The sequence below is a fragment of the Pseudomonas sp. S2_F07 genome (assembly GCF_054668325.1).
The window spans coordinates 1413491-1439183 of sequence record NZ_CP162758.1; the positions used below are offsets into that span (position 1 = coordinate 1413491).

Sequence of the window (25693 nt, forward strand, 5' to 3'; positions counted from 1 at the left end):
GTTGCAATGACGGGCCGCGCACGCGGCTCGTTTTCGGCACCGTGCCTGCCCGGCGGGCGCGGTGTTCTTTTAGTCTGATCAGAGTTTCCCATGTCTGAATTTCTCAACGACCTTTCGCTGGCCGAACTGACCGCGCCCATCAATGAGGGGAGCGGCGAAGACCTGAGCTTTTCCACCTTGTTCGATCAGGTGAAAGAAGCACGGCGAGCAGACCCCGATTACCTGACCCAGGGTGACTGGCAAACCGATCTGAAGTCATCCGACTGGGATCTGACCCTCACCCTGGCAGCCCAGGGCCTGGCTCGACAGAGCAAGGACCTGATGCTCGTCGCCTGGCTCAGCGAAGCCCTGGCGCACAAGTACCATTTCACCGGTATCACCTTCGGTCTGACCCTGGCCGAACGCCTGCTGGACAATTTCTGGACCGGCCTCTTCCCTTCCCTCGAGGATGGGGTCGATGAACGCGCTGCCCGCCTGGCGTGGATGAAAACCACCCTGACGGATGTGGTGGGCGGACTGCCGATCACCCAGGGCCAACAGTACGGCCTGCTGCGTTATGACGAATCCCGGCATGTCGAAAACCTGGCGTTGCAGAACCCCCAGGCCATGCGCGCCGCCCTCGACGAAGGCAAGATCAACGCCGAGGTGTTCCAGCGTTCGGTGGTGCTGACCGACTCCGATCACCTGCGCCAGAAAGCCAGCGAAATCGCCGCCAGCCTGAAGGCCTGCCAGCAACTGCAGAGCACTGCCGACAGGCTGTTCGGCCACGACGCGCCGAGTTTTGCCGGGCTCCATGACGTGCTGTCCCGCGCCGGGCAACTGGCCGAGAAACTGCTAAAGGATCGCGGTATCGAACTGAACCCGGCCCCTGTCGCGCCCACCCCGACCGTCGCCGAAAGCGCTGGCGCACAACCTGCAGGTGCCGCAATGACCCAGACCCGGCAAGACATCCCCGTCACGCCGCTGCGCACCACTCCGCAAACCCGCGACGAAGCGTTCACCCTGCTGGCTGGCATCGCGCAGTTCTTCAAGCAGACCGAACCCCAGAGCCCCGTCCCCTACCTGATCGAACGCGCGATCAAATGGGGCAACATGCCGCTCGAGGGTTGGCTCAATGATGTGATCAAGGACAGCAATGTGGTGGACAACATTCGCGATGTGCTGGGGACCAAGGAGGCGAAGTCCTGATGAGCTATCAGCACAAACGCTGAAAAACCTGTGGCGAGGGGGCTTGCCCCCGTTGGCTGCGCAGCAGCCCAAAAAAACCGCCGCGCATCACCGTGAGCAACCCACTCTCTCAAGTGAACCGAACCTACGCAGGCGGATCAATCTGATCCAGCACCCGATTCGCCGTGATCTCCGCCAACATCACACTGTTGGAAATCCCCAGCAGCGCATTGCGCGACTCTCCATCCAGATGATCCACCAACTGGTGGACCATCACATCCACCGAGGCCAACGTCTCCACCAGGTAAACCACCAAGGTTTCGGTATCGACCTGCGGGTCGACGGCAAACAGAGTGCTGACCGTACGCGGCGTGGCTTTGATATCGGCAGTCGAGGGGAAGTGGAAATCGAGGGCGCGCTCGGCGGCTTCGTTGAGTTTGTTTGAGTCGGGTTCGTACGGGGATGCCGGATCGGTGTCCGGCGGGTTGGGGGTGACCTTGAACATTGGCTCTTCCTCATAAGAGTGAGGCTACAACCCGTTCGCTGCTAAACGATGGGGAGGCAGCTGTGCGCAGGTTAGCAGACCGATGAGCCAAGAAATCGGCGCGCCGAAGCGCCCTGCGCACAGCCACCATCAAGTGCAGGTATGGGATACCTGTTTGATAGAGACATCATGCGTCTTGACATCAACGGGCTGCTAAACCCGATCACTGATGGGCAGTGATGCGAATCAAGTTACCGAGCGGGCCCCAGGCGCACAAGCCGGCGGATTCTGGCGTAACCGTAGGCAACGGCGCAAGGTCTTGTAGCTTTCATCAAGTAAGCCTGACGACCTTTATACAGCCACGCCCCTCGAGTTTTTCAACTTGAAAAATTACAACGTGGGTGCTTGCACGGTGGCAACTACCTGATCACAGCCCGACACGAAATAACCCCTAACCGCCTGGCCGGAGTATCACGCTTGAAGCCGGTGAACAGGTGGTGAAGGTACCTTCAGCGACTCTGGATATCCCGTAGGTCACTGTAAACGGCAACCTGTAGGTGAATGGCGACGTCAAGTAAGCGTGCGGCCAAGTCATCTACCGAACTCCAGCATCAGGGGCGATGGTGTCCGCATATTTTTAAGCGGACGCGATCGCCCTTATCACCATGATTTTCATGCGCCAACGAAGCTCTTACCCCAAACCATTCAAAGCCCAGGTCGTCCAGGAATGCCTGCAACCCGGGGCGACGATTTCCAGCGTAGCCATCATCACGGCATCAGCGCCAACGTGATCCGCAAGTGGCTACCGATTTACCGGGATCAATCACCCGCAACATTGCCGGCTTTCGTTGCAGTTCCCACGCACTGTGATCCATCACGAGCCGGACAACACTCAGTGCGCTTGCGGCTGCCAGCTTCAGCGCATCGGTGAAGACGTCAGCGAGAAGCTGGACTACACGCCGGGCGTGTTCACCGTCGAACAGCACGTTCGGGGGAAATGGGCCTGCCGGCAGTGCGAAACACTGATCCAGGCGCCGGCGCCGAATTTACAGTAGTGGCCCAAGGGTACGGACTTGTCGGTACACAGCCAGGAAGCTTTTGGACGCCATTTCCTACCAAATGAATATTCGCCCTCGTAAACGCTTCGGTTATAAATGTCCAATTGAAGTCATTACAGAGGTGGCGGACATGACTCCCACTTCCGTTCAACAGCTGTGTTGCGGCCAACTCTTGCAACCGCCATGCCTCATCGAACAGCGCCGGGAAGGTCTAATGGTTGGCTCGGAAACAGGCGATAAATAACAAATCAAAAACGACTACCACATTTTTGGGAGGAAGGCATCGGTACGGTACCTGTGCCAGCGACCGATCATCCAAGATGCAAGACACCGGTAGGTCGTTTATTTTGTCAAATCAAGGAGCCTTGTCTAGCATCTGTTGGATAATCTTGTATGCCTTCGTATTCCTACTGTCGGTAATTTCAACATAGAACTTACTATAGGCTTTCGAGAGATCGTCATATTGTTGCAGATCTGTATCAGCGATACAGCCGATAGCCTGGGATATCTCGAGGTTCGAGTTTTTCCTGAATCATCTCATTTTCGGCTGCTGAAATTAAAGGTTCCATCTGTATGTACAAAGCTAGTACAGAGCGATCTGTCAACTTGTAAAATTCAAGCTTTTTACATAAATCCAGAGCTGCTTGTTTCAATAATGACGTATCCAAATGCATTCCTAATTGTCGACTTCGACAATGAGTTTTGCGGCTTTTGCTCGATGTGAGCGTGGGAAGCGAATAGCCAAGATTGGTTGTCGAGATACTGCAGGTCGTTCGTTTGCATCTACGGTGCCCGAGGCAAGATAAATGGCGATGCTGGGGGAATCGTTTCCTTTGCCAGCGATACATCATTCAAGACGCAAGATCACCGTTAGCCGCTTTTTCGAGACAGTTGGCTGATCCCAAATATCATACTGGCTGTAGCAGTCGCGGCAAGGCACGCAAACGATTCAAGCATTCTTATAATCTGCTTTTTCTTAACATCTCTTGTAACATTTTGAAGGCCTCTGAATTTCTACCATCATTCAGTTCAATAAAGAAATTATTATAGGCTTTCGAAAGATCAGAGTATTGCTCTAAATTTGACTCGACAAAGGTACGGTATCCAGGAATATCTCTCGCTTGCATTTTTTCCTTGATCATTCCACGTTCAGCTGCTGATATTAAATGTTCAAGCTGTTGATATAAGGCTAGCGCGGCCGAATCTTTGTCTTTGTAAAAATCCAATTTCTCACGAAGATCAATAGCGCTCTGTTTTAAAGCTAGAATATTCATGGCAATTCCTAATTATCGATTTCGCCGATGAGTTTAGCAGATGACCACTCATTTCTGTTAGGTACTAAATACTGCGCCGCTTCCCCAGTTCTTGTGATTTTACCTCCGAACTCTACCGTTGGCGCGACCTTACTAACAAAAACATCGGTAGGCTCGAGTGGTGTGATTTCAAAAATTGAATATCTAGCGTCTTCACTGAGGACCGGTAGGCCGAGCGAATCGGCTAAAGTTTTATCACTTCTAGCTGCAGCCTTTAACTCATCCATGGTGGTGAAAAAAGGCGAGTAGTCGGAAATTCCTTCTGCGCCCTGAGGTACGACCTTCACCAGCGGCGTTGACATACGAGTTGTTACTGGCACAGTGCTTCCTGAGGCGATCTGATTAAGAGCCCTGTTGTAAAGCGCTTCAGCAGTCAGTGTCGGGTCTGCTGCAATTAGTTTGGCTGAGTATTTCTGCCCCTCTGCGCTAAGCAAATAGTCATCGACTTGCTGGTCACTCAATCCTACTGGCTTGAATGTTTTAGCAAGCTCTCGCTGTTTTTCGACTGCCACGAATTTCGGATCCTGCTGAGCATAGAACTCACGCATCTCCTTTTCCTTCGCAAGCCTCCCCAGCGAGGTCACTCCCCTAATCTGTAGCTCCGGATGCTCCAAAAGTAGTTTTTCGTTTTTCGTGAGCCATACAGCAAACGGCTTGTTGGAAATCTCTGATCGAAGCTTGGCACTTCTCGTCGCAATACTTTCCAGGCTGTTGACCACACCCGCTTTCATCTGCCCTCGGGTGAGATAGGTGACAATTGCCGTCAGTAGCAGCAACACCAATTGCTCTTGCCCTTGGGCCAACTGTCTGGCTGCGCGTTCTTTGCGTTCCTGGATCATCGCCGCTGAACCGCCAGTCGGGTCGAGGCCTGGATTTTTCAAGCCGTCTTCCGCTTGCCACGCGGTACAGAGACCTTCAAATATCGTGGATAGGCAGGGCCCGATTCCCGCCGAGAAATAACCGGTGATGGCGTACAACCCCAGCGCTGCCATGATCAAATTACCGACCTGCAATCCGACACCGGCGCCGATTGCTGCGCCAGGCACTGCGCCAGCACCAAAGGCAAGCGAGCCAACCGCTCCACCCAGAGCTGCGCCGATCGTCACGCTACCGCCCACGATCATCACAACTTCCTACAACAGTTTGAGCAACACCGGCAGAATTTCGTTGATATTGATCGACGCCCATTTGCGGCTGATGTTCATCTGCATAATGGGGACAGATAGGGCCATCGCGTGGCGGACGTTATCGATCCGATGCCCGCCCACGTACCCGTAGGCTTGAGTGGCGCCGTTGCTGACGCGGCGGGTAAAGCCGTTCCAGCCGTCGTGGGCGCTTTGGAAGCCGTTATCAACGCCCTCATTCAACGCATTGAATTTCTGGTCGAAATTTCGTTCGATGTCGTCCCAGCTGGGCAGGTTGGTTAAAAGATCCATTTACTTGTGACGTCCTTGAAAGGAGGCGGGGCTGCCACACTTGTTGATAGCTCGGCCGGGTATGGCAGGTTGCCCATTTATGGCCGCGAATGCTCGAAAGCATTTTCAAACGGGGGCTATTTTTCTCATCGGCTTTACAAAGGGCAATGATGTCAAACAGGCATTATGGGTATTTACTTACTGTTCAAATGCTCGCAACCCCTGTGCGGCAGGGGTTCAAGGCCGTTCTGATGCGCGCGTTTTCTTTTGAATTTCCTCGAGAGGGGGAATTGGGCGGATGATCGTGATCAGCTGGTGAGCGTAATGTCGGCTGCTCTTATAAAGCGGTGTACGTAAAATGCGCATAGATGATCTGTTCGATACGCACATGCCAAAGGGTGTCCTCACGCGCCTGCCCACACAACGGGGGGGTGAAATCGAGCAGTTGCTTATACATAAGTGACAACCGGTTTAATCACGCAAGACGTGATGCCCGGGCGCATACCAATCTCATGCAGCGGCATGGTGTTTATATCGATTTCACGCTCTGGTAGTGCATCAGTTGATCTTCGATGTTGCTGTGCATGGGCCAGGCGATGGCCAACTCGATGATCATACCGCTCTGTTCCTGCTTACCAACCCGGATTACCTACGGCTGACCTGCAGCGAGGATCAAAAGCCAGGTGTCGGGCGAAAAACTATGCCCGCTCGCGATTTTTTTCGCGCAAGGCATCAACTTAACGCTGCTTCACCTCTGACCCCTTTCCTTACCCTTCTCTTCCCTCTCATGCCGGGCCTGTGCCCGGCGTAAACCCGTGCCCGCCGTTTGTCCGCTGCTGCCCACTGCGCGAACTTTTACCTGCCATCCAGCCAGAAACTCCGTTCAGGGACTTGTGCTATCGGTATTATGGTATACCATCAGACGCACAGACACCCAAAACCTCTACGGAGCAGCTCATGAGTTTCGAAATCCGCAAGATCGTCAGCTATGTCGAAGAAACCTTTATTGAAGGCGGCAAAGCCACCGATAAGCCCGTGACCATGGTCGGTCTGGCCGTGGTGATGAAAAACCCCTGGCTGGGCAACGGTTTCGTCGAAGACCTGAAACCGCAGATCCGCGCCAACTGCTCCGACCTCGGCGCGCTGATGGTCGAGCGTCTGGTGGGCATCATTGGCGGTGCCGAGAAAATCGAGGCCTACGGCAAGGCTGCGGTGGTCGGCGCCGATGGCGAAATCGAACACGCTTCGGCGGTGATCCACACCCTGCGCTTCGGTAACCACTACCGCGAAGCGGTCAAGGCCAAGAGTTACCTGAGTTTCACCAACAAGCGCGGCGGCCCGGGCACTTCGATCCAGATCCCGATGATGCACAAGGACGACGAAGGCCTTCGCTCGCACTACATCACTTTGGAAATGCAGATCGAAGATGCACCCCGTGCCGACGAAATCGTCGTGGTCCTGGGCTGCGCCGACGGCGGCCGCCTGCACCCGCGCATCGGCAACCGCTACATCGACCTGGAAGAACTGGCAGCCGAAAAAGCCCAGTAACCGGCCAGCAGAACGACAACAAGAAGGCATTGCAGGAGCGCTCCATGATTCGGCTCACCGCTGAACTCACCCCGGCTGGCACCAGTTACCTGGCGACCGGCCAAGGCCAGCCCGTGGTCTTGATCCACGGCGTGGGCCTGAACAAAGAAATGTGGGGCGGCCAGATCGTTGGCCTGGCCACGAAGTACCGCGTCATCGCCTACGACATGCTCGGCCATGGCGCCAGCCCACGCCCGGAAAGCGGTACGCCGCTGCTCGGCTATGCCGACCAATTGCTGGAGCTGCTCGACCATCTGCAATTGCCCAAGGCCACGGTGATCGGTTTTTCCATGGGCGGGCTGGTGGCGCGGGCGTTTGCCCTGCACTACCCGCAACGCCTGGAGGGCCTGGTGGTGCTCAACAGCGTGTTCAACCGCAGCGCCGAACAGCGCGCCGGGGTCATCGCCCGCACCAGCCAGGCCGCCGAACACGGGCCGGACGCCAATGCCGAAGCGGCGCTGTCGCGCTGGTTCAGCCGTGAATACCAGGCCGCGAATCCGGCGCAGATCGCCGCGATTCGCCAGACCCTGGCCGGTAATGATCCGCAGGGTTACCTGACCACTTATGAACTGTTCGCCACTCAGGACATGTACCGCGCCGACGACCTGGCCAGCATCCGGGTGCCGACGTTGATCGCCACCGGCGAACTGGACCCCGGCTCGACCCCGGAAATGGCCAGGCAACTGGCCGAACGCATTCCCGGTGCGACCGTTGCCGTGCTCGCCGAGCAACGGCATATGATGCCGGTAGAGTCGCCGCGCCTGGTCAACCAGCTGTTGCTGGAGTTTCTGCAGACCGCGCACTCCCAACAAAACCAGATCAAGGGGATCGTTGCATGACACTCGCACGCTTCCAGATGTGCATCGGCGGTGAATGGGTCGATGCCCTGTCCGGCAAGACCTTCGAAAGCCTCAACCCGGCGCTGGCCGAACCTTGGGCCGAATTGCCCGATGCCGACGAAGCCGATGTCGAGCGCGCCGTACAAGCCGCGCAAACCGCGTTCGACAGCCCGGCCTGGCGCGGTTTGACCGCCACCGCTCGTGGCAAACTGCTGCGACGCCTGGGCGACCTGATCGCCGAAAACAAAGAACAACTGGCGCAGCTGGAAAGCCGCGACAACGGCAAGCTGATCCGCGAAACCCGTGGCCAGGTTGGTTATCTGCCAGAGTTCTTCCACTACACCGCAGGCCTGGCGGACAAGCTCGAAGGCGGCACCCTGCCGCTGGACAAGCCAGATCTGTTTGCCTACACCGTGCACGAAGCCATGGGCGTGGTCGCCGCAATCATTCCGTGGAACAGCCCGCTGTACCTGACCGCGATCAAACTTGCCCCGGCCCTCGCGGCGGGCAACACCATCGTGATCAAGCCGTCGGAACACGCCTCGGCAACGATTCTTGAACTGGCGCGTCTGGCGCTGGAAGCCGGGATTCCACCGGGCGTAGTCAACGTTGTCACCGGTTACGGCCCGAGCACCGGTGCCGCCCTCACCCGCCATCCGCTGATCCGCAAGATCGCCTTCACCGGCGGCGCGGCCACGGCGCGGCATGTGGTGCGCAGCAGCGCGGAGAACTTCGCCAAGCTGTCGCTGGAACTGGGGGGCAAATCGCCGAACATCATCTTCGCCGACGCCGACCTCGACAGCGCGATCAACGGCGCCATCGCCGGGATCTACGCCGCCTCCGGGCAGAGCTGTGTGTCCGGTTCGCGCTTGCTGGTGCAGGACGAAATCTACGATGAGTTCGTCGGCCGCCTGGTGGAACGCGCCCAGCGCATCCGCATCGGCAACCCCCAGGACGACAGCAGCGAAATGGGCCCGATGGCCACCGCGCAGCAACTGGCCGTGGTCGAAGGCCTGGTGGCCGATGCCATCGCCGAAGGTGCGCGTCTGCGTCTGGGTGGCAAGCGTCCGGAGAATCTGGGCGACGGTTGGTTCTACGAGCCGACGCTGTTCGAATGCGACCGCAACTCGATGAAGATCATGCAGGAAGAAGTCTTTGGCCCGGTGGCCTCGGTCATCCGGTTCAAGGACGAAGCCGAAGCGCTGGCGATTGCCAACGACTCGCAGTTCGGCCTCGCCGCCGGCATCTGGACCCGAGATTTGGGCCGTGCCCATCGCCTGGCCCGGGACGTGCGTTCGGGGATCATCTGGGTCAACACCTACCGCGCGGTCTCGGCCATGGCGCCGATCGGCGGCTTCAAGAACAGCGGCTATGGACGCGAAAGCGGCATCGATTCGGTGCTGGCCTACACCGAGCTGAAAACGGTGTGGATCAACCTGTCCCAGGCACCGATGCCTGATCCCTTCGTGATGCGCTAGGAGTCCTGGAAAATGATCGAACCCGGCATTTACAAAGACGTCATGAGCTCGTTCCCGTCCGGGGTCACGGTGGTCACCACCCTGGACCCGGAAGGCGGCATCGTCGGCATCACCGCCAGCGCCTTCAGTGCGCTGTCGATCGATCCGGCACTGGTGCTGTTCTGCCCCAACTACGGCTCCGACACCTATCCGGTGCTGCGCGACAGCAAGCAGTTCGCGATTCACTTGCTGTCCGCCGAGCAGACCGCCGAAGCCTATGCCTTCGCCGGTAAAGGCAAGGACAAGGCCAAAGGTATCGAGTGGCACTTGAGCGATTTGGGTAACCCGATCCTCGCCAAGGCGACGGCGATCATCGAGTGCGAACTGTGGCGCGAATACGACGGCGGTGATCACGCGATCATCGTCGGCGCGGTGAAGAACCTGATCCTGCCCGCGCAACCGGTCACGCCGATGATCTACCACAAAGGCAAGCTGGGGCCGCTGCCCACCCTGGCCTGATGGTTGAACACAATCCCCCTGTGGGAGCGGGCTTGCTCCCACAGGGTCCACCACTTTACTCGGGAGCCGGCATGAGCCCAGCAGCCTCGTTACTGTTCCGCCAGCAGGCCTACATCAACGGCCAATGGCTGGACGCGCCGGATGGCGCCTGTCAGGACATCTTCAACCCGGCCACCGGTGAACTCATCGGCCGGGTGCCGAACCTCGGTGCCGAGCACGCGCGCCAGGCTATCGAGGCCGCCAACAAAGCCTGGCCGGCCTGGCGCGCACTGACCGCCAAGGAGCGCAGCAATACGCTCAAGCGCTGGCATGCCTTGATGCTGGAGAACGCCGACGCCCTGGCTGAAATCCTCACCCTCGAACAAGGCAAGCCACTGACTGAGGCCAAGGGTGAAATCCTCTATGCCGCGAGCTTCATCGAGTGGTTCGCCGAAGAGGCCAAGCGCATCTACGGCGACACCATTCCCAGCCACAAGGGTGATGCGCGCATTGTGGTCAGCAAGGAGCCGATTGGCGTCGTCGCGGCCATCACGCCGTGGAACTTCCCGGCGGCGATGATCACCCGCAAGGCCGGCCCGGCGCTGGCGGCCGGTTGCCCGTGCATCGTCAAGCCGGCCCCGGAAACGCCGTTCTCGGCGCTGGCCATGGCCGCACTGGCGGAACAGGCCGGCATTCCAGCGGGCATCTTCAACGTGGTCACTGGCGATGCCATTGCCATCGGTGGTGAGCTGACTTCAAGCCCTCTCGTGCGCAAGTTGTCGTTCACCGGCTCCACCGGGATCGGAAAATTGCTGATGGCCCAGTGCGCGCCGACCCTGAAAAAAGTCTCGCTGGAACTGGGCGGCAACGCGCCATTCATCGTCTTCGACGACGCCGATCTGGAGCGTGCCGTCGATGGCGCGCTGATCGCCAAATTCCGCAACGCCGGGCAGACCTGCGTCTGCGTCAACCGCTTCCTGGTGCAAGACGGCATCCACGACGCCTTTGTCGCGCGCCTGGCCGAGCGGGTTTCGCAGCTCAAGGTCGGCAGCGGTTTCGATGATGCCGTCACCCAAGGGCCGCTGATCAACGAGCGTGCCGTGGCCAAGGTCGAAGACCACGTGCAAGACGCACTGGCCCACGGTGCACAACTGCTGTGCGGCGGCGAGCGCCATGCATTGGGTAACGGCTTCTTCCAGCCGACCGTGCTTATCGGCGTCACCACGCAGATGAAGGTCGCACGGGATGAAACCTTTGGCCCGCTGGCCGCCGTGTTTCGCTTCAACACCGAGGCCCAGGCCGTCGAGATGGCCAACGACACCGAATTCGGCCTGGCCGCCTACTGCTACACCCGCGACCTGGGCCGCGCCTGGCGCATGAGCGAGGCACTGGAATACGGCATGGTCGGGATCAACGAAGGGCTGATTTCCACCGAAGTCGCACCGTTCGGCGGCATCAAATCTTCAGGCTTGGGCCGTGAAGGTTCCAAGTACGGCATCGAGGATTACCTGGAACTCAAATACACCTTGATGGGCGGCCTCTGAGCCCACGGGAGCGACGCAAATGAGCAACGAAAAATACGAAAAAGGCCTGAAGATCCGCACCCAGGTGCTGGGCGAGGCCTACGTCAACCGTTCCATCGAGAACGCCGACGACTTCACTCGACCGTTGCAGGAAATGGTCACCGAATATTGTTGGGGTCATGTCTGGGGTCGTGAGGGTTTGTCGCTCAAGGAGCGCAGCATGATCAACCTGGCGATGATCTCGGCCCTCAACCGGCCCCATGAACTCAAGCTGCATGTGCGCGGTGCCTTGCGTAACGGCCTGAGTCGTGAGCAAATACGCGAAATATTGCTTCAGGTCGGCATTTATTGCGGTGTCCCCGCTGCCGTAGACAGTTTCCGGCTCGCCCGTGAAGCCTTCGCCGAAGCCGATGCCGAGGCCTCCAGTTAACCCTTGGCTGTTTGATCTGACCGGGCACCCAGATTCCCGTAATCGAAGTGTTCTTTTTGCATGGACAGCCACAATCAGAGCGGACCCCATGAAACGCCTGCCACTCGACGACAGCTTCAAGGTCAATCGCAACCCCGTTACCCTGCGCGAAATCGTGCTGGATAAACTGCGAAGCGCCATCATGAACTTCCAGCTCCTGCCGGGAGACCGTCTGGTCGAACGCGATCTGTGCGATCGCCTGGGCGTCAGCCGTACTTCCGTGCGCGAAGCCTTGCGTCATCTTGAATCCGAAGGCCTGGTGGAATTCGCCGACGCCAAGGGCCCGCGTGTCGCGATCATCACCCTGGCCGATGCCGTGGACATCTACGAGCTGCGCTGCGTGCTCGAAGGGCTGATCGTTCAGCTGTTCACCCTGCGCGCCAAGGCCAAGGACATCAAGGCCCTGGAAAAAGCCCTGGAAGAAAACCGCAAGGCGTTGAAAGACGGCGAGCTGCAACAGGTCATCGACTCGGTGCAGGGTTTCTACGACGTGCTGCTCGAAGGCTCGGGCAACCATGTCGCGGCCACTCAACTGCGCCAGTTGCAGGCACGCATCAGCTACCTGCGCGCAACCTCGGTGTCCCAGGAAAACCGTCGCGGCGCCAGCAACCAGGAAATGGAACGCATGGTCGAGGCGATCAAGGGCGGTGACCCGCTGGCCGCCCACCAGGCATGCGTCGACCATGTGCGTGCAGCCGCTGCCGTGGCCCTGGACTACCTCAAGCGCAAGCAGGAAGAAACCGGCGACATCCCGGCGATCACCCAGCCCATCGCGCTGAAAGAACCGCGCATAGGTCGCTGACATGTTCAGCCCGAGCTTTTGCCCCAAGTGCGGCAGCGCAGACCTTAGGTCACAGTTGCCGCCGGGCGATACGCACGAGCGCCTGATGTGCCGCGGCTGCGGCTACATCCATTACGTCAATCCGAAGATCATTGCCGGCTGCATCATCGAGCAGGACGGCAAGTACCTGTTGTGCCAGCGCGCCATTCCACCGCGCCCCGGCACCTGGACCCTGCCGGCGGGCTTCATGGAAAGCGGTGAGACCACCGAGCAGGCGGCCTTGCGCGAAGTCTGGGAAGAAAGCGGCGTGCGTGCGGAAATCGTCTCGCCCTATTCGATCTTCAGCGTGCCGCAGATCAGCGAGGTGTACATCATCTTCCGCGCCATCGCGCTGGAGATCACCGGGCAGTACGGGCCGGAAACCCTCGACTACCAGTTCTTCGCGCCTGAGGATATTCCCTGGGACAGCATCTACTACCCGGCGATCCGGCAGATTCTTGAGCGCTATATCGAGGAGCGCCAGGCCGGGGTGTATGGCATCTACATGGGTAATGATGACAGCGGGAAGATTCACTTTATTCGCTGATGCTGCGGGTTTTGACCGTGTACATATCCGTTTCTTTGGTAACGGCCGCTTAAGGTTCCGCCCTTACGGCGGGTCACTTGGAAAAGCCTGCGCGGCCCGGCGCAAAGTAACCAAACGCTCTTGCCCCTGACATTCGGCCTCACGAGGGGGCGTGCACCGCAACAGCGCCCGAGGCGGCCTACCGGCCTGGTTCTGATGTGTGCGTGTTTCCCTGTAGGAGCTGTCGAGTGCAACGAGGCTGCGATCTTTTGATTTTTGACAATGTCGAAGGGTGCGGAAAATCAAGATCAAAAGATCGCAGCCTGCGGCAGCTCCTACAGGGGGGAATGCGTTTAGCCGAAAGAGATTGGTCGGCCATAAGGCCGCCATCGTCGGAACGCCGCCCGGACCAAGCTCGCTCCCACAGAAAAGCAAAGGCAGATCGGCGTACACAGACGCTCTTCACCACTCATCAGGCCGAGCGTTAGCTCGCCTGCAGCTCTTGACCTTGATCCACCCGCCCCCTCGGAAGGCTGAGTGGAGGTGTTCATCCGGGGACTGGCGCGCAGCGCCGTTCGACGCAGTCGAACTCATTGCATGTAGGTCGAAGCGAAGCCGACCGGAGGGCAATGCCCCCGGATGAATACCGCAGCGAAGGAACCCCGAGCCCAGGCGAGGGGCCGTACGTTCGGGGCGAGACCTTTGGTTCCTTTGGGCTGGGCCGGCACTCCGGCGTTTGCCAAAGGGACTCGCCGTAAGGGCGAAACCATAAGTCGCCGTTACCGCAGCAACGGATATGTACTCAACCAAAACTACAAACCAAGACGAAACTGCTTCGGAGTAATCCCGAACTGCTTGCGAAACGCCCGAATGAAATTACTCGGTTGCCGATACCCCAACCGCTCGGCAATCCGCTCGATCGGCTGATCCCCCGCCGTCAACCAGTGCCGCGCCATCTCCAGGCTGTCACTGCGGGTATGCTGCACCGCCGCAGTCTGCCAGTGACGCAACATACTCTGATGCAAAAACCCGTTGGCCCCGAGCAGAGGCTCATCGAGACTGGCAGCCGGCAGGCTCAGGCACGGATGTGAACCCTCCAGCACCTCGACACCAGCGCTACGCAACCATTGCCCGGCAGCCTGTTGCGGTGTCAGTTGGACCGCGATGAACACCTCGGCCGGCGCTCGCCCCAAACGTCGGGCGATGTTGCGCACCAACGTCAGGGTCGCCGCATCGAGGCCGAAAAAATGTGGCTGACGGTCAGCACTGCGCAAGTGCAAACGAGCCTGCCCGTCACCCTCCTCCAATTCCGCCACCACGTAATTGGTTACCCGCGGCAGGAAATCGGTGAAACACGCCAGGCTCGCCCGCAGGGTCGCGGCGGAGTCCAGCAGAATGTTCAACCCCCGCAGCGTAGTGGTCGCCATGCCGTTGACCAGATCGCAACCAAACGACACCCCCGCGCCCGCACGTTCGCATTCACTCCACAGGCGTTCGACCAGATGCACGGGCACATGCAGGTCCTGCCCTTCGAGCAATGACAGGCAGATGCCGGCCCGTTCCAGCAGTTGGTCCTGACACAGGCCGGACTGCCGGGCATGGCTGAGAATGGTGCGGGTGAAGGCGCTGGAAATGAACAGTTGAGGGGTCATGGCAGGTTACGGCGAGAAGACAGGCGTGTACTTATGCCAGCCTCTGTGCTATCGATCCAATGCATTAAAAGTATCCGCCGAATGCAGGAGACGCATGATGGACCTACGACAACTCCGCCACCTTGTCGCCCTGGCCGATTACCGCAACTTCGGCCGGGCCGCCGAGGCGATCAACCTCAGCCAACCCGCCTTCAGTCGCAGCATCCAGACCCTGGAGCGCGACCTCGACTGCGCGCTGGTAGAACGCAGCAGTCGCGAATTCCGCCTGACTGGCCAGGGTGAACTGGTGCTGCAACACGCCCGGCGCCTGCTCGCCGGCAGCCAGGCCTTGCACAACGAACTGACGCAATACAACGGCCTGACCGGTGGCGAGTTGCACTTCGGCTGCGGCCCGTACCCGGCCCAGGTGCTGGTGCCCGAGGCGCTGGCGGAATTCATCCAGGCGCACCCGGCGATCCGCATCAGTTTCCACCAGGGCGACTGGGAGCAACTGGCGGTCTGGCTTCGTGAGCAGCAGATCGAATTCCTGGTGGCCGACGCGCGGTACTTCACCGGCGACCCGCAATACCAGGTTCAGCTGCTGCGCCCTCGACGCGGGCGGTTCTTTTGCCGTGTCGGTCATCCCTTGGTGCAGCAGCAGAACCCGACCCTGCGCGCCCTGCTCGACTACGCGGTGGTCGGCACGCGGATACCGCCGATGATCCGCAAGATCCTCGCCGACGTGCAGGGCGAGGCGGACTTCAACCCGAGCGTGGAATGCGCGCAATTCGATGCGATCCGCCGTGTGGTGATGCGCTCCGACGCGGTAGGTATCGCCACCGTGGAGGCCTTGGCCGAACTGGTCGATCAGGGCCTGATCCACCTGCTGGAGTTTGCCGATGTGCCCAAGGACGATCCCGGCCTGCAATTGCACTACGGCATTGTCAGCCGTGCCGGGCATTCCCTGACACCGGCCGCGCTGGCGATGGTCGATGCGGTGCTGACGGTTGACCGGCGCTTGCTGGCGTCGAATTAGTCGAGCAACCAATGCCCCCTGTGGGAGCGAGCTTGCTCGCGATGGGGCCGTGTCAGTCGACATCGTTTTGAATGACACACCGCTATCGCGAGCAAGCTCGCTCCCACAGGGTTTGGCGTTGCTGTCTCCACATCATGCACGCCGCGCCAGCGCTTGCAATGCCCGGGGCTCACCGAGGGCGCGCAGCAAGCAATGCATCGCCTCCTCGCGGCTGCGCTCGAAGCGATAGCGCGACTCGATGTACAGCGCCAGTTTCAATTCCACCGGTTCGTCCAGGGGCAGCGGCACGTGTTGCAGGCCCAGCACGTTGGCGACCCGGCTTGGCAGGCTGATGCCGAACGGCTGGCGATCGGCGATCAGCTTCGCGGCCAGGGTGCTTTGGGTGCTCATCGCCACATTCCGCCTCAGGCCTTTCAAACCAAGCTGCAAGTCCACCGGGCTGAGCCCGTCGCGGCGGCTGGATACCTGGATCTGCGGCTGCTCCAGATACGCCTGCAGGGTGCGCGGCGGTTCCTTGAGCGCAGCGCCATAGGCGAACACGTAATGGTCGGCGGGCAGTGCCTGTTTGTGCAGGCCGGCAAGTCCGGCCAGCGGCTGGTCGAGGTCGATCAGGATATCCAGCTTGCCGCTGGCCAGGTCCTGCAGGGCGTCACGGCGCCGGGGCTGGAAATAACGCACCTGCCAATCGGCGTGGGGCGATTCGAGCAAGGCATCGAGCAACACCGGTTGCAGGCAGTCCAGACAACTGATGCGCAGCAGCGGATTGCTCTGCCGCGCGGCGGGAATCATGCGCAAGCCATCGCGCAATGACTCTAGCGCGGCACGCACGTAGTCAGCCAGACGATGGGCAACCAGTGTCGGCGTCACCCCCAGGCGACTCTTGATGAACAGCGGGTCGCCGCACAATTCCCGCAGGCGACGCAACGCATTGCTCATGGCCGGTTGCGACAGACACATCACCTCGGCCGCACGGGTGACGCTACGCTGCTGGTAAATCGCATCGAAGGCGAGCAACAGGTTCAAATCGAGCTGGCGTAAATCAAGCATGGTCTTGCTCCGGCAAATCGCTTAACGTCGGGCAGCCTAACCAGTGTTCCGGAACAAGCTGTGAGCCCTACATGACAAAAAGCGATCAGCCACTGCACGATCAATCGATACCCAACGCGTTCTATGCGCCGACCCTGTTGCCGGCGATCGAAGAGTTGCTGGCCCGTGGCGTGGACCGGGACAGTATCGAAGGCCTGTTTCGCCGCAGCCTGTTCGAGTTGCGCACGCCATTCATGCGCATTCCGCTGTTCATGTCGCGGCGCTTCTGGGCGTTTGCCCTGGAGCAGACCGGCGACCCGCTGATCGGCCTGGCGGCTGGCCGGCGTTTCGTTTCCACCGCCACCAACGGACTGACATACCTGTTCGACGTGGCCGCCTCACTGGACAGCGCCTGCCAGTATTTCGTGCGCTTCTTTCCGTTTTTCAACGGGCACTTCCAGGCCCGGATCGTGCGCGGCGACGACAGCGTCGAATTACGCCTGCTCGACCGTGGCAGCGTGAAAGCCAGCGCGGCGACCACCGATTACATCCTCATCAGCCTGTGCAGCATGTTGCGGCGAAAGTTCCTCGCCAGCGGCCTGGAGCGTGATCCGGTTCTGGGCGTCGGGCTGGCCGGCGCTTGCACGGCCAATGCGCAGGACCATCAACAAGCCTTTCGCGCACCGGTGCAATGGGGACAGGCGCAGCACTCGATCCGCCTCGATCCGCAGCTGTTCGTCATCCCGTTGACGCCGGGCAATCATGACCTGGAAAACACGCTGATAGAGCTGCTGGAGCAGACCCGACGCAACAGCGAACCGACCTTGCTCGAGCAAGTCTGCGACCATTTGATCGGCGACCTCGCCGGGGCCAACTGGCAGCAATTCTGTACCACCCAGCACTTGCTCGAGCGCACCGCCGCCCGACGCTTGAAGGCATTGGGCTGGAGTTTTTCAGAGTTGCTCGACGAATACCGCCGCTACCGGGCCGAAGACTTTTTGCAGGGAACGGACCTGGAGCTGGTGGAGATCTCCGACCGCCTGGGCTACAGCGATGTGCAAAGCTTCAACCGTGCCTGCCTGCGGTGGCTGGGGTGCGCGCCGGGAGCCTGGCGAACCCGGCAAGGTCAATAGAAAACCACGCCCGTGCGCCACGGGTGCCTTGGTTTTTTGCGTCCCCCCATTTTGTCGTTTGCAAGACCGGCGTACGACACTGAACACCTTTGGGAGCGAGCTTGCTCGCGATGGGGCCAGCAGGACCCGCACACTATTGAGCCCAGGGCATCAGCCCTTCACCACCACCCACGTAAAACACAAAGGCAGCTGCGCCACCTGCTGTTGATAGCGGTCATAGAGCTCTTCGCGGTTGGAGTGCGGGTATTCCCTGAAGTGACGGATCTGCAACCCTGCCGCAATGGCCGCGCTGAAGAGGTCGCCCAGGGTGTGGACGAACCAGTAGGACGGCGCGGCTGGCTGTTCGATCTTGCCTTCGTAGACGATCGGTTCGTGCTGTATGAACGGTTCGCGGCGGAAGTATGAACTGGCCAGACGAAAAGGATCGGCCGCCTCGGGGTCGAGCATTTCCAGGAACGGGTGGGTTTCGTACACCACCAGTGCGCCACCCGGCTTCAGCGTGCGCGCCACATGGTGGAAGAACTCACCGATGTCCGGCATCCAGTTCAAGACCCCGATGGTGATCAGCGCCAGGTCAAAGCGCTCCTGCAGTTCGACCGGCAAGTGGTGGATGTCCGCTTCGATGAATTGCGGCGCGTGGGGCGAGCGGGACGCCAGTTCCCGTGCCTGCCCGAGAAAGGCTTCAGACTGGTCGACGCCCACCACGCTGCGCGCCCCCAAAGCGAACAGCGACAGGCTTTCACGACCGTTGTTGCAGCCCAGTTGCACCACGTCCTTGCCTTCGACACCCGTCTGGGTCAGCAAAGCGGTCAGGGTGTCATCCAGGCAGGAGAAATCCGCGTGTTCCACGCCCTTCAACAAGGCTTGCCATTCGCTGGAGTCCTTATGGTGACGGGCGGAATCATTCCAGGCCTCGCGGTTACTGGCGATGGCTTGTTCTTTTGTCGGCAGTTCCATTGCATGCTCCAGGGTCCGGGTCGTCGATTTGACCGGCCGGAGTCTAGATCAACCTCATCCGGGCAGGTGTTGTGAACTTGTAATCCGCGCAGCATCGACGGCTGTCCACGGCGCCAGCTATAGTTAAAGACCTTGAGGGTAATGTGGTTAAACCGATCTAGCAGGTGTTGCCATGAAAAAGACCGACCTGACGCTTTTGCTCGCCGTCTGCCTGGGCGCAACCGCTGTCGTCCACGCCGACGACTTGCCCACCACCAACTACAGCAGCGAATTCAACTATTACGGCGCCGACCAACCCTTCGCGCACCCCGCACCACCGTCGATGAACATCATCCCGCCGGGCTCGTACATCCCGACCGCACCCGGGAATTTCATCCCGGTTTCCAGCGAGCACGTGTTTTCCGACTCGCGCCTGCCGACAGTGGCCGACGCCACGGTCCGGGTGTTTATCCGCTCCTACGATCCGGAGCGTGGCGTGTACGTCAACCAGGAAGTCGAGAACCCCAGTTGCATGATGTCCTGTCTGAGGGAAGGCCCGGTGTTGCAGTGAACACTAGGGGGCGTTCTCAATTAGTTTCCCCACCGCGTTGTCGCCTTAAAGCTGGCCAGGCAAGGCGTAGGCCGCTGGGAATGGTTGTTCCCTTTCCAAGGCCTGCAACGCAGCATGGCCAGCTTTAAGGCACAACCCGAAGGGCCGGGCCTGCTGTTGTGCAGGGCTGTGTTGCTCGAAGCTGATTTGGAATGACCAAACTACGCTTCTCGCGCCTTGCCCTGCACAACAGCAGACCCGGCGCGGTAGGGAAACTAATTGAGAACGCCCCCTACCACTGGCGCTTGTCCGGACGGGCGAGGCCGAGTTTTTCGATCCGGTAGCGCAACATGTCACGGCTCAGACCCAGCAGGCGTGCCGATTTGGTGACGTTCCAGTCGGTCTTGTCGAGCATCTTGCGCACCATGTCGCGCTCCACTTCCGGCAGGTTCATGGAATCACTACCGTTGAAGGACGCACGCTGTTCGCTGAAATGTGCTGGCTCGTGATGAAACATCGGTGGCTCATCCATCAGGCTCAGGCAGACGTTCAGCTGATGGGCGGCAATGGTGTCGCTTTGCGCCAGCAACACGGTTTGCTCCAGCATGTTGCGCAATTCGCGAACGTTGCCCGGCCAGCTGTAGCTGAGCAGCAAATCTTCGGCCTGGTCGCTGAAATGCAGGTTCGGCTTGCCGTAGCGTTTGCCATGTAGCGCCAGGAAGTGCCGGGCCAGCAGCAGGATATCGGCGCCACGGGCATACAGGCGCGGCACCTTGATGGAAATGATGCGCAGGCGGAAGAACAGGTCACGGCGGAATTTGCCTTGCTGGACCATCTGTTCGAGATTGCAGTTGGTGGCGCTGATCACCCGCAGATCGACCTTGCGTTCCTTTACCGAACCGACCCGGCGAATGGTCCGGTCTTCCAGCAGTTTCAGCAGCTTGGCTTGCAGCAGCAAGTCCATTTCACCGATTTCATCGAGGAACAGCGTGCCGCCGTCGGCCGCTTCCACCAGCCCCATGCGACGATCCTTGGCGTCGGTGAAGGCGCCCTTCTCGTGGCCGAACAGTTCCGATTCCACCAGATTGGACGGGATCGAAGCACAGTTGAATTCAATGAACGGGCCTTTGGCGCGCGGGCCGTCGAAGTGCAAGGCCCGGGCCACCAGTTCCTTGCCGGTGCCTGTCTCGCCTTCGACCAGTACCGGCGGCAGGTCGCTGTTGGCCATGCGCCGCTCGGCGTCGAGCAACTGGGTGATGGTGCCCTTGAGGTACGCCATCGGTGCCGATTCGCCAATCAGTGCCTGTACCCCCGACTTCTGGGCCTCGCGCTCCTGGTAAAACGACAGCGTGCGCTCCATGCGGTCGGTGGCCAGGGCCTTGTCCAGCAGCAGCTTGAGCTCTGGCAGGGCCACGGGTTTGGTGACGTAGTGAAAGGCGCCCTCTTTCATCGCCACCACGGCGTCTTCGACGTTGCCGTAGCCGGTCATCATGATCACTTTCAGATCCGGCGCGCTGATGCGCAGCTTCTGGATCAAGTCGTGACCACTCATGCCTGGCAACGAGTTGTCGGTCAGTACCACGTCAGGCGCGAAAGAACCCAATTGCTCCAGTGCATCTTCAGCCGAGTGGCAGACGGTCACCTCGAAGTCCTTGCGCTCCAGGTAAGTCTGAATATTCTCGGCGAGGATTTCGTCATCCTCGACCAGCAGAATGCTGTGCTCCATATGCCCCTCCCGTTGCCACTTTGAAATTGAGACAAACACGGGTTCCTTCCTGCTCCCGGCTGGTCAGTTCGACCGAGCCGTCAAACCGCTCCATTATTCTTTTGACCAGGGCCAGGCCCACGCCCAACCCACCTTGCTTGGTGGTGAAAAACGGCTTGAAGACCATTTGCTGCTGTTGTTTTGAGATGCCCTTGCCGGTGTCGGTCAATGTCATTCTCACGTCGCCGGACACCGAGGAATCGATCTCGATCGTCAGCACGCCGCCCTTGGGCATTGCTTCCAGTGCATTAGCAAACAGGCTATTGAGTATTTGCGTGAGCAGCACCTGCTGGCTGACGACCGGTGGCACGCTGACAGGAGAGAAACGCACCTCGACGCCCGACCGTTTGATCAGGGACTCAAAGGCACTCAGGGTGTCTTCGAGGGCCAGCACCAGATCGACCGTTTCACAGTCGTCATTCATCGGCCGCAACGACACCAGTAATTCACGGACCCAGCGCGACATGCGGTCGACCTGACTGATGATGTCGCCAATGTTTTTCTGTGCGGTCTGGCTGGCGATGTCCTGGGCCAGTTCGGCGCTGGAACGGATATTGGCCAGCGGGTTGCGCAAGCTGTGGGCCACCGCCGAGGACATCTCGCCAAGGGCGACAAAGGTCTCGTTGGCGATCAGTTGTTTCTGCTGGCTCTGCAACAGCGTCGCCGCGCGCCGCACGATCCAGAACAGCCCCAGGTAAATGGCCGCCCCGCCGATCAGCGTGGCCAGCCAGATCGCCTTGAAGCCACGCTGAATGCGCTCCACCAGATCCAGCGGTTCCTTATAGATTTCCACCATGGCAATCACTTTGCTTCGGTCGGCGTTGAACATCGGAATGTAGTTCTCGACGAACAAATACTCCGGTTCGCGCAGCAAGCGCTGCTCGGGACGCTCCTCATCGATTTCGTGGTAGCTGGTGGACACCGGCGATTTCATTTCGAAGGACTCGTCCAGTTCAAAGTCATCTTCGATGCGCACGCCAATCAAATCGGAGTTGGTCGACCAGACCACGGTGCGGTCCAGGGCGTACACCGTCGCCAGCAGGATGTCCGGCAGATGCCTCACATGGTCGAGAAACTCAGCGCGGGCGGCGGCCCGGGATACGGGGTTGACGTCGGGGTAGGCATCGTCCATGCGCGGGTCGAGCATTTCACCCATGGTCCGCCCTGGGGCAATGCCGGCATGCCGGATTTCGGCCTCGCCAATGGACTGGATGAACTGGGCGGTCAGCATCGAATCACGCTCGATACTTTCATCGACAACAAAGCGCGTGGAGATGTAACCCAACCCCAGTGCCACCACAGCGATGATCAGAAAGCTTGCCAGGGAAAACCAGCGCAGCAAGTTGAACTGCGGCCGCCAACCCTTGCGTTGTGCTACCGGAGCCTGCGGCGCAGCTACTTTTTGTTGTTCGAGTATCTGCATGGCTGTGTCCTGGGTGCCTGAAATCGAGCCTTTTCAGCCGCTTTCAGGATCAGTGTAGGTGGCATTGACTGCCTTGACCGACCCGCGTGATTTTTTTGACACTACTGCACCCGGGGCGTCTCGGGGTGCGCGACCGAATGATGTTGTTCAGGCTCCTCCTTCACACTGACCAAGGGCGCCGCTGGCGGATGCTGACGGTCGGTTTCTTCTCGCAGGAAATCGATGAGGGACTGGGCGGATTTCGCATCCAGGCGCAAGTTGGGCATCGAGATCCGGTTGTAGCGCTCGAACAGCTCCATCGCAATCGGGTCCTTTTCCTCGAGCATGCGGTCAGGTTCGCGGATCCAGCGCTTGAGCCAGGCCGGATCGCGCTGGTAGGTCACACCGATCAGGTCCGGGCCGATGCTGCGCAAGCCGATGCCCTGCCCGTCCAGCGGACCGAGGCTGTGGCAAGAGGCGCAGCGGGTGCGAAACAGCTCTTCGCCATTGCTCGGCGGGCGAATTTCCGGTGCATCGACATAGCTTTCTTCGACACTGGGCTGTTTCCAGTTATGCAGGGTATTGGCCAGTTGATCGGCCAGAATCCACGGGTTTTCGAACGGCGAGGCTTTCATCCAGCGACCCGTTGCCTGGTTGCCGACGATAAGACTCAGGTTGTGGTCCTTATTGCGCCCGTTATCGACGCCTTCGATGAACAGCCCCAGTTTTTTGCGCAGGTCGGTGACGTCGGCGAATTCCCCTGTGAGGAATTTCCACCCGGGCCCGACCTGGAAGCGTTGCGCATAGGCCTTGAGCACCTCGGGGGTATCGCTCAAGGGGTCGATGCTGATGGAGTAGAAGAAGATGTCCTTGCCGACCCGATCCCCCAGCAGTTTCTGCACCTGACGCAAGCGCGCGGTTTCCAGGGGGCAGGAGTCGCTGCACGAGGTGAAAATGAAGTTGATCACCACCACCTTGTCTTTGATCAAGTCATCGAAAAAATGCAGCGGCTGTCCGTCCTGGTCGGTCAGCGGGGTGTTGGGGAAATAGTCGGCCCCCCACGGAGTGACGGCTTCAACGACAGCGGATTCGCCAGTGGATGCCGGGGCAGGTGCGGGCGTCGACGTCGGCTGGCTGGCGACCAGCAGTTGGCTGGCCAGCAAACCGGTCACCAGCATCAGCACCAGGTGCATGCCCAGGGCTCGTGAGCGTGGTGAATGTATCTCTTTTTTTCCATCACCAGCCGCCTCGATGTGGTGAAGGGGGTAATGGTGGTTTTGCAAGGACCTCGCCAATCATGTGTTTTTCTATAAAAAAGTACTAACACTCCATAAAACAATGATTTATCAAAATCAATGGGCGATGACCGGGGAGATGACCGGGGATTGATACCCAATGTTGGGGGTAGTTCATCCCCGTTTTCAGGTGGCCAGAACAAATGACAGCCGCACAGTGGTGCCCTCGCCTTCACTGCTGTCGAGGCTCACCGCACCGCCAAATCGCTCCATGATCCGCTTGACCAACACCAGCCCGACGCCCAGCCCGCCCTGCTTGGTGGTGAAAAACGGCCGGAAGGCCATTGTGCGCTGTTCTTCGCTCATGCCTTTGCCGGTATCGCTCACCCTCACGCTGACGCTCTGGGCATCGCACGGTTCGATTTGGATGGTCAGGGTGCCACCCGCGTCCATGGCCTCCACCGCATTGGACAGCAGGCTGTTGAGGATCTGGGTCAGTTGCACGTGTTGGCTCAGCACCATGGGCGTCTGGTCCGGCTCGAACACCACGCTGACCACGGCCTTGCCGATCTGGTGCTCGTAAGCCATCAGGCTGTCATGCAGGGCCGCCACCAGGTTCACCGGTTCCGCCTCGTCATTGAGCGGTCGCAGGGACTGGAGCAACTCCCGCACCCATGTCGACATGCGATCGACCTGGCCAATGATGTCGTTGATGTTCCTGTGTGCCGGGCCGCTGTCGAACTCTATCGCCAACTCGGCGCTTGAACGGATGTTCGCCAAAGGATTGCGCAGACTGTGGGCGACCGCCGAGGACACCTCTCCCAGAGCCACAAAGGTTTCGTTGGTGATCAATTGCTTTTGCTGCGTCGCCAGCAGGATCGCCGCCCGCCGCACGATCCAGTACAGCCCCAGGTAAATAAGACCGCCGCCCAGGGCGGTCGCCAGCCAGATCAGCACCAGGCCGCGCTCCATGCGGTTGATCAGGTCCTGCGGTTCCTTGTAGATCTCGACCATCGCCGTGACGGTGCTGCCATCGGCGTCCAACAGGGGAATATAGTTTTCGATGAAGATGTATTTGGGGGGCTCCACAAACTTCTGCTCCATGCGGGATGTGTCCACACCGTGGAAACTGGTCGACACCGAAGTCTTGGCGTTGAAAGCACGGTCGAGGTCTTCATCGGCACGGTTGGTGATGCCCATCAAGGCCGGATTGGTCGACCAGATCACCATGCGGTCGGGGGCATAGATGTTGGCCAGGATCACGTCCGGCAAGTTTTCGATGTGGTCGAGGAATTCATCACGGGCACTGGCACGGGACAGCGGGTCGACGTCAGGAAAGTCCTTGTCTTTTCGTGGGTCGAGCAACTCGCCCATGGTCCTGACGTTGGGAATCGCCACATGCCGCACTTCGGCCGCGGCAATCGCCTGGACGAATTGCGAGGTCAACAGCGCATCGCGCTGCACGCTTTCGGTAATCACGAACCGCGTGGACACCGCCCCCAGCGCCACCGCCACCGTGCCGATCACCACCATGCTGACCAGTGAAAACCAGCGCAGCAGATTGAACGGCTCCTTGCGCGTGTTCAAGCGAACTTCGCTGTCGGTCGCAAGTACTTTGGCGATGGTGTTCATGGACACGGTTCCCGGAAACCCCCTATAGGTTTATAGCCCAGCCATGGCCGTTTGCCCGAACCTGGGGACTGCGATACCCCACCCACCCCGCAGCCCCGTCACCCCCAAAGCGGGGGACAGTTGCCCGCGCCATAACCTCCCGTACTGCCGCCAACGATTGCGCCAAGGCCTTTACTGCGGGCTTCTCACGG

General features: G+C 59.7%; 24 protein-coding genes and 2 pseudogenes. 15 read left to right on the plus strand and 11 right to left on the minus strand.

The window, feature by feature from the left end; translation table 11 throughout:
- The first annotated feature begins 90 nt into the window (after window positions 1-90).
- Window positions 91-1188, plus strand: a complete 1098-nt coding sequence (tssA, locus tag AB4O40_RS06320) for a type VI secretion system protein TssA (protein ID WP_460055386.1) — start codon at window positions 91-93, stop codon at window positions 1186-1188.
- 124 nt (window positions 1189-1312) lie between these two features.
- Here the strand turns inward: tssA and AB4O40_RS06325 are convergent, their stop codons facing one another.
- Window positions 1313-1672, minus strand: coding sequence for a DUF6124 family protein (locus tag AB4O40_RS06325; RefSeq protein ID WP_056723962.1), 360 nt, complete (start codon window positions 1670-1672; stop codon window positions 1313-1315).
- Between the two features lie 653 nt (window positions 1673-2325).
- Between AB4O40_RS06325 and AB4O40_RS06330 the strand changes: the two genes are divergently transcribed.
- The 3 genes and pseudogenes from AB4O40_RS06330 to AB4O40_RS06340 all read left to right on the plus strand — a co-directional run.
- Entirely contained in the window at window positions 2326-2442 is a 117-nt protein-coding gene (locus AB4O40_RS06330) for a transposase (RefSeq protein WP_162252412.1), read from the plus strand.
- Between the two features lie 51 nt (window positions 2443-2493).
- Window positions 2494-2694 (plus strand): annotated as a pseudogene (locus AB4O40_RS06335) (IS66 family transposase zinc-finger binding domain-containing protein); the annotation flags it as partial.
- Between the two features lie 15 nt (window positions 2695-2709).
- A pseudogene (locus AB4O40_RS06340) lies at window positions 2710-2833 on the plus strand (IS30 family transposase); the annotation flags it as partial.
- Window positions 2834-3668: 835 nt separating this feature from the next.
- Here AB4O40_RS06340 and AB4O40_RS06345 read toward each other — a convergent pair.
- Genes AB4O40_RS06345 through AB4O40_RS06355 form a run of 3 tightly spaced genes read right to left on the minus strand, consistent with a single transcriptional unit; the run spans window position 3669 to window position 5458 of the window.
- A complete protein-coding gene (locus AB4O40_RS06345) occupies window positions 3669-3983 on the minus strand; it encodes a hypothetical protein (protein WP_056723957.1) in 315 nt (104 codons plus the stop codon).
- Window positions 3984-3991: 8 nt separating this feature from the next.
- Complete coding sequence (locus tag AB4O40_RS06350) at window positions 3992-5146, minus strand: DUF6861 domain-containing protein (RefSeq protein WP_409079357.1); 1155 nt, start codon at window positions 5144-5146, stop codon at window positions 3992-3994.
- Window positions 5147-5155: 9 nt separating this feature from the next.
- Window positions 5156-5458, minus strand: a complete 303-nt coding sequence (locus AB4O40_RS06355; RefSeq protein WP_409079358.1) for a hypothetical protein — start codon at window positions 5456-5458, stop codon at window positions 5156-5158.
- 936 nt (window positions 5459-6394) lie between these two features.
- Here AB4O40_RS06355 and AB4O40_RS06360 point away from each other — a divergent pair.
- The 8 genes from AB4O40_RS06360 to AB4O40_RS06395 all read left to right on the plus strand — a co-directional run bounded on the left by AB4O40_RS06360 (window position 6395) and on the right by AB4O40_RS06395 (window position 13177).
- Window positions 6395-6985, plus strand: a complete 591-nt coding sequence (locus AB4O40_RS06360) for an amino acid synthesis family protein (protein WP_007978708.1) — start codon at window positions 6395-6397, stop codon at window positions 6983-6985.
- 44 nt (window positions 6986-7029) lie between these two features.
- The gene (locus AB4O40_RS06365; protein WP_056723956.1) at window positions 7030-7863 is read left to right on the plus strand and encodes an alpha/beta fold hydrolase; all 834 of its coding nucleotides are present in this window, start codon (window positions 7030-7032) and stop codon (window positions 7861-7863) included.
- On the plus strand, window positions 7860-9341 hold the full coding sequence (locus AB4O40_RS06370; RefSeq protein ID WP_056723954.1) for an aldehyde dehydrogenase: 1482 nt from the start codon (window positions 7860-7862) through the stop codon (window positions 9339-9341). Before AB4O40_RS06365 ends, AB4O40_RS06370 begins: the two co-directional genes overlap by 4 nt.
- Window positions 9342-9353: 12 nt before the next feature.
- Window positions 9354-9839: a flavin reductase family protein gene (locus tag AB4O40_RS06375; RefSeq protein ID WP_056723952.1), complete on the plus strand. Its 486-nt coding sequence runs from the start codon at window positions 9354-9356 to the stop codon at window positions 9837-9839.
- Between the two features lie 71 nt (window positions 9840-9910).
- Window positions 9911-11362: an NAD-dependent succinate-semialdehyde dehydrogenase gene (locus AB4O40_RS06380; protein WP_056723950.1), complete on the plus strand. Its 1452-nt coding sequence runs from the start codon at window positions 9911-9913 to the stop codon at window positions 11360-11362.
- Between the two features lie 19 nt (window positions 11363-11381).
- Entirely contained in the window at window positions 11382-11771 is a 390-nt protein-coding gene (locus tag AB4O40_RS06385) for a carboxymuconolactone decarboxylase family protein (protein WP_008059553.1), read from the plus strand.
- A gap of 88 nt (window positions 11772-11859) precedes the next feature.
- Entirely contained in the window at window positions 11860-12612 is a 753-nt protein-coding gene (locus AB4O40_RS06390; RefSeq protein WP_046042558.1) for a GntR family transcriptional regulator, read from the plus strand.
- A 1-nt stretch (window position 12613) separates the two neighbouring features.
- Window positions 12614-13177: an NUDIX hydrolase gene (locus AB4O40_RS06395; RefSeq protein ID WP_056723948.1), complete on the plus strand. Its 564-nt coding sequence runs from the start codon at window positions 12614-12616 to the stop codon at window positions 13175-13177.
- Window positions 13178-13968: 791 nt separating this feature from the next.
- Here AB4O40_RS06395 and AB4O40_RS06400 read toward each other — a convergent pair.
- Window positions 13969-14808 carry an AraC family transcriptional regulator gene (locus tag AB4O40_RS06400; protein WP_056723946.1) on the minus strand — a complete coding sequence of 280 codons (840 nt, stop codon included), beginning with the start codon at window positions 14806-14808 and terminating at the stop codon, window positions 13969-13971.
- 94 nt (window positions 14809-14902) lie between these two features.
- Between AB4O40_RS06400 and AB4O40_RS06405 the strand changes: the two genes are divergently transcribed.
- On the plus strand, window positions 14903-15823 hold the full coding sequence (locus AB4O40_RS06405) for a LysR family transcriptional regulator (protein ID WP_409079360.1): 921 nt from the start codon (window positions 14903-14905) through the stop codon (window positions 15821-15823).
- A 132-nt stretch (window positions 15824-15955) separates the two neighbouring features.
- Here the strand turns inward: AB4O40_RS06405 and AB4O40_RS06410 are convergent, their stop codons facing one another.
- Window positions 15956-16870 carry a LysR family transcriptional regulator gene (locus tag AB4O40_RS06410; RefSeq protein ID WP_056723942.1) on the minus strand — a complete coding sequence of 305 codons (915 nt, stop codon included), beginning with the start codon at window positions 16868-16870 and terminating at the stop codon, window positions 15956-15958.
- A gap of 71 nt (window positions 16871-16941) precedes the next feature.
- Between AB4O40_RS06410 and AB4O40_RS06415 the strand changes: the two genes are divergently transcribed.
- Window positions 16942-17982, plus strand: a complete 1041-nt coding sequence (locus tag AB4O40_RS06415) for an AraC family transcriptional regulator ligand-binding domain-containing protein (protein WP_056723940.1) — start codon at window positions 16942-16944, stop codon at window positions 17980-17982.
- A gap of 150 nt (window positions 17983-18132) precedes the next feature.
- Here AB4O40_RS06415 and AB4O40_RS06420 read toward each other — a convergent pair whose 3' ends face one another.
- A complete protein-coding gene (locus tag AB4O40_RS06420; RefSeq protein ID WP_056723939.1) occupies window positions 18133-18939 on the minus strand; it encodes a class I SAM-dependent methyltransferase in 807 nt (268 codons plus the stop codon).
- A 172-nt stretch (window positions 18940-19111) separates the two neighbouring features.
- On the opposite strand from AB4O40_RS06420, the gene AB4O40_RS06425 reads away from it, so the two are divergent.
- Entirely contained in the window at window positions 19112-19489 is a 378-nt protein-coding gene (locus AB4O40_RS06425) for a hypothetical protein (RefSeq protein WP_223542260.1), read from the plus strand.
- Window positions 19490-19760: 271 nt separating this feature from the next.
- Here AB4O40_RS06425 and AB4O40_RS06430 read toward each other — a convergent pair whose 3' ends face one another.
- From AB4O40_RS06430 to AB4O40_RS06445, 4 genes are all read right to left on the minus strand, one after another.
- Entirely contained in the window at window positions 19761-21194 is a 1434-nt protein-coding gene (locus tag AB4O40_RS06430) for a sigma-54-dependent transcriptional regulator (RefSeq protein WP_056723936.1), read from the minus strand.
- A complete protein-coding gene (locus tag AB4O40_RS06435) occupies window positions 21163-22656 on the minus strand; it encodes a sensor histidine kinase (RefSeq protein WP_056723935.1) in 1494 nt (497 codons plus the stop codon). The genes AB4O40_RS06430 and AB4O40_RS06435 overlap by 32 nt, the downstream gene beginning before the upstream one ends.
- Window positions 22657-22757: 101 nt before the next feature.
- A complete protein-coding gene (locus tag AB4O40_RS06440; protein WP_460055371.1) occupies window positions 22758-23828 on the minus strand; it encodes an SCO family protein in 1071 nt (356 codons plus the stop codon).
- A gap of 228 nt (window positions 23829-24056) precedes the next feature.
- The gene (locus tag AB4O40_RS06445) at window positions 24057-25502 is read right to left on the minus strand and encodes a sensor histidine kinase (RefSeq protein WP_460160138.1); all 1446 of its coding nucleotides are present in this window, start codon (window positions 25500-25502) and stop codon (window positions 24057-24059) included.
- Window positions 25503-25693 lie beyond the last annotated feature (191 nt).

Bases quoted from the DNA above. Each gene is read 5' to 3' on its own strand.
- tssA (WP_460055386.1), top strand. From the start codon at position 91: ATGTCTGAATTTCTCAACGACCTTTCGCTGGCCGAACTGACCGCGCCC.
- AB4O40_RS06325 (WP_056723962.1), bottom strand. From the start codon at position 1,672: ATGTTCAAGGTCACCCCCAACCCGCCGGACACCGATCCGGCATCCCCG.
- AB4O40_RS06330 (WP_162252412.1), top strand. From the start codon at position 2,326: ATGCGCCAACGAAGCTCTTACCCCAAACCATTCAAAGCCCAGGTCGTC.
- AB4O40_RS06345 (WP_056723957.1), bottom strand. From the start codon at position 3,983: ATGAATATTCTAGCTTTAAAACAGAGCGCTATTGATCTTCGTGAGAAA.
- AB4O40_RS06350 (WP_409079357.1), bottom strand. From the start codon at position 5,146: ATGATCGTGGGCGGTAGCGTGACGATCGGCGCAGCTCTGGGTGGAGCG.
- AB4O40_RS06355 (WP_409079358.1), bottom strand. From the start codon at position 5,458: ATGGATCTTTTAACCAACCTGCCCAGCTGGGACGACATCGAACGAAAT.
- AB4O40_RS06360 (WP_007978708.1), top strand. From the start codon at position 6,395: ATGAGTTTCGAAATCCGCAAGATCGTCAGCTATGTCGAAGAAACCTTT.
- AB4O40_RS06365 (WP_056723956.1), top strand. From the start codon at position 7,030: ATGATTCGGCTCACCGCTGAACTCACCCCGGCTGGCACCAGTTACCTG.
- AB4O40_RS06370 (WP_056723954.1), top strand. From the start codon at position 7,860: ATGACACTCGCACGCTTCCAGATGTGCATCGGCGGTGAATGGGTCGAT.
- AB4O40_RS06375 (WP_056723952.1), top strand. From the start codon at position 9,354: ATGATCGAACCCGGCATTTACAAAGACGTCATGAGCTCGTTCCCGTCC.
- AB4O40_RS06380 (WP_056723950.1), top strand. From the start codon at position 9,911: ATGAGCCCAGCAGCCTCGTTACTGTTCCGCCAGCAGGCCTACATCAAC.
- AB4O40_RS06385 (WP_008059553.1), top strand. From the start codon at position 11,382: ATGAGCAACGAAAAATACGAAAAAGGCCTGAAGATCCGCACCCAGGTG.
- AB4O40_RS06390 (WP_046042558.1), top strand. From the start codon at position 11,860: ATGAAACGCCTGCCACTCGACGACAGCTTCAAGGTCAATCGCAACCCC.
- AB4O40_RS06395 (WP_056723948.1), top strand. From the start codon at position 12,614: ATGTTCAGCCCGAGCTTTTGCCCCAAGTGCGGCAGCGCAGACCTTAGG.
- AB4O40_RS06400 (WP_056723946.1), bottom strand. From the start codon at position 14,808: ATGACCCCTCAACTGTTCATTTCCAGCGCCTTCACCCGCACCATTCTC.
- AB4O40_RS06405 (WP_409079360.1), top strand. From the start codon at position 14,903: ATGATGGACCTACGACAACTCCGCCACCTTGTCGCCCTGGCCGATTAC.
- AB4O40_RS06410 (WP_056723942.1), bottom strand. From the start codon at position 16,870: ATGCTTGATTTACGCCAGCTCGATTTGAACCTGTTGCTCGCCTTCGAT.
- AB4O40_RS06415 (WP_056723940.1), top strand. From the start codon at position 16,942: ATGACAAAAAGCGATCAGCCACTGCACGATCAATCGATACCCAACGCG.
- AB4O40_RS06420 (WP_056723939.1), bottom strand. From the start codon at position 18,939: ATGGAACTGCCGACAAAAGAACAAGCCATCGCCAGTAACCGCGAGGCC.
- AB4O40_RS06425 (WP_223542260.1), top strand. From the start codon at position 19,112: ATGAAAAAGACCGACCTGACGCTTTTGCTCGCCGTCTGCCTGGGCGCA.
- AB4O40_RS06430 (WP_056723936.1), bottom strand. From the start codon at position 21,194: ATGGAGCACAGCATTCTGCTGGTCGAGGATGACGAAATCCTCGCCGAG.
- AB4O40_RS06435 (WP_056723935.1), bottom strand. From the start codon at position 22,656: ATGCAGATACTCGAACAACAAAAAGTAGCTGCGCCGCAGGCTCCGGTA.
- AB4O40_RS06440 (WP_460055371.1), bottom strand. From the start codon at position 23,828: ATGCACCTGGTGCTGATGCTGGTGACCGGTTTGCTGGCCAGCCAACTG.
- AB4O40_RS06445 (WP_460160138.1), bottom strand. From the start codon at position 25,502: ATGAACACCATCGCCAAAGTACTTGCGACCGACAGCGAAGTTCGCTTG.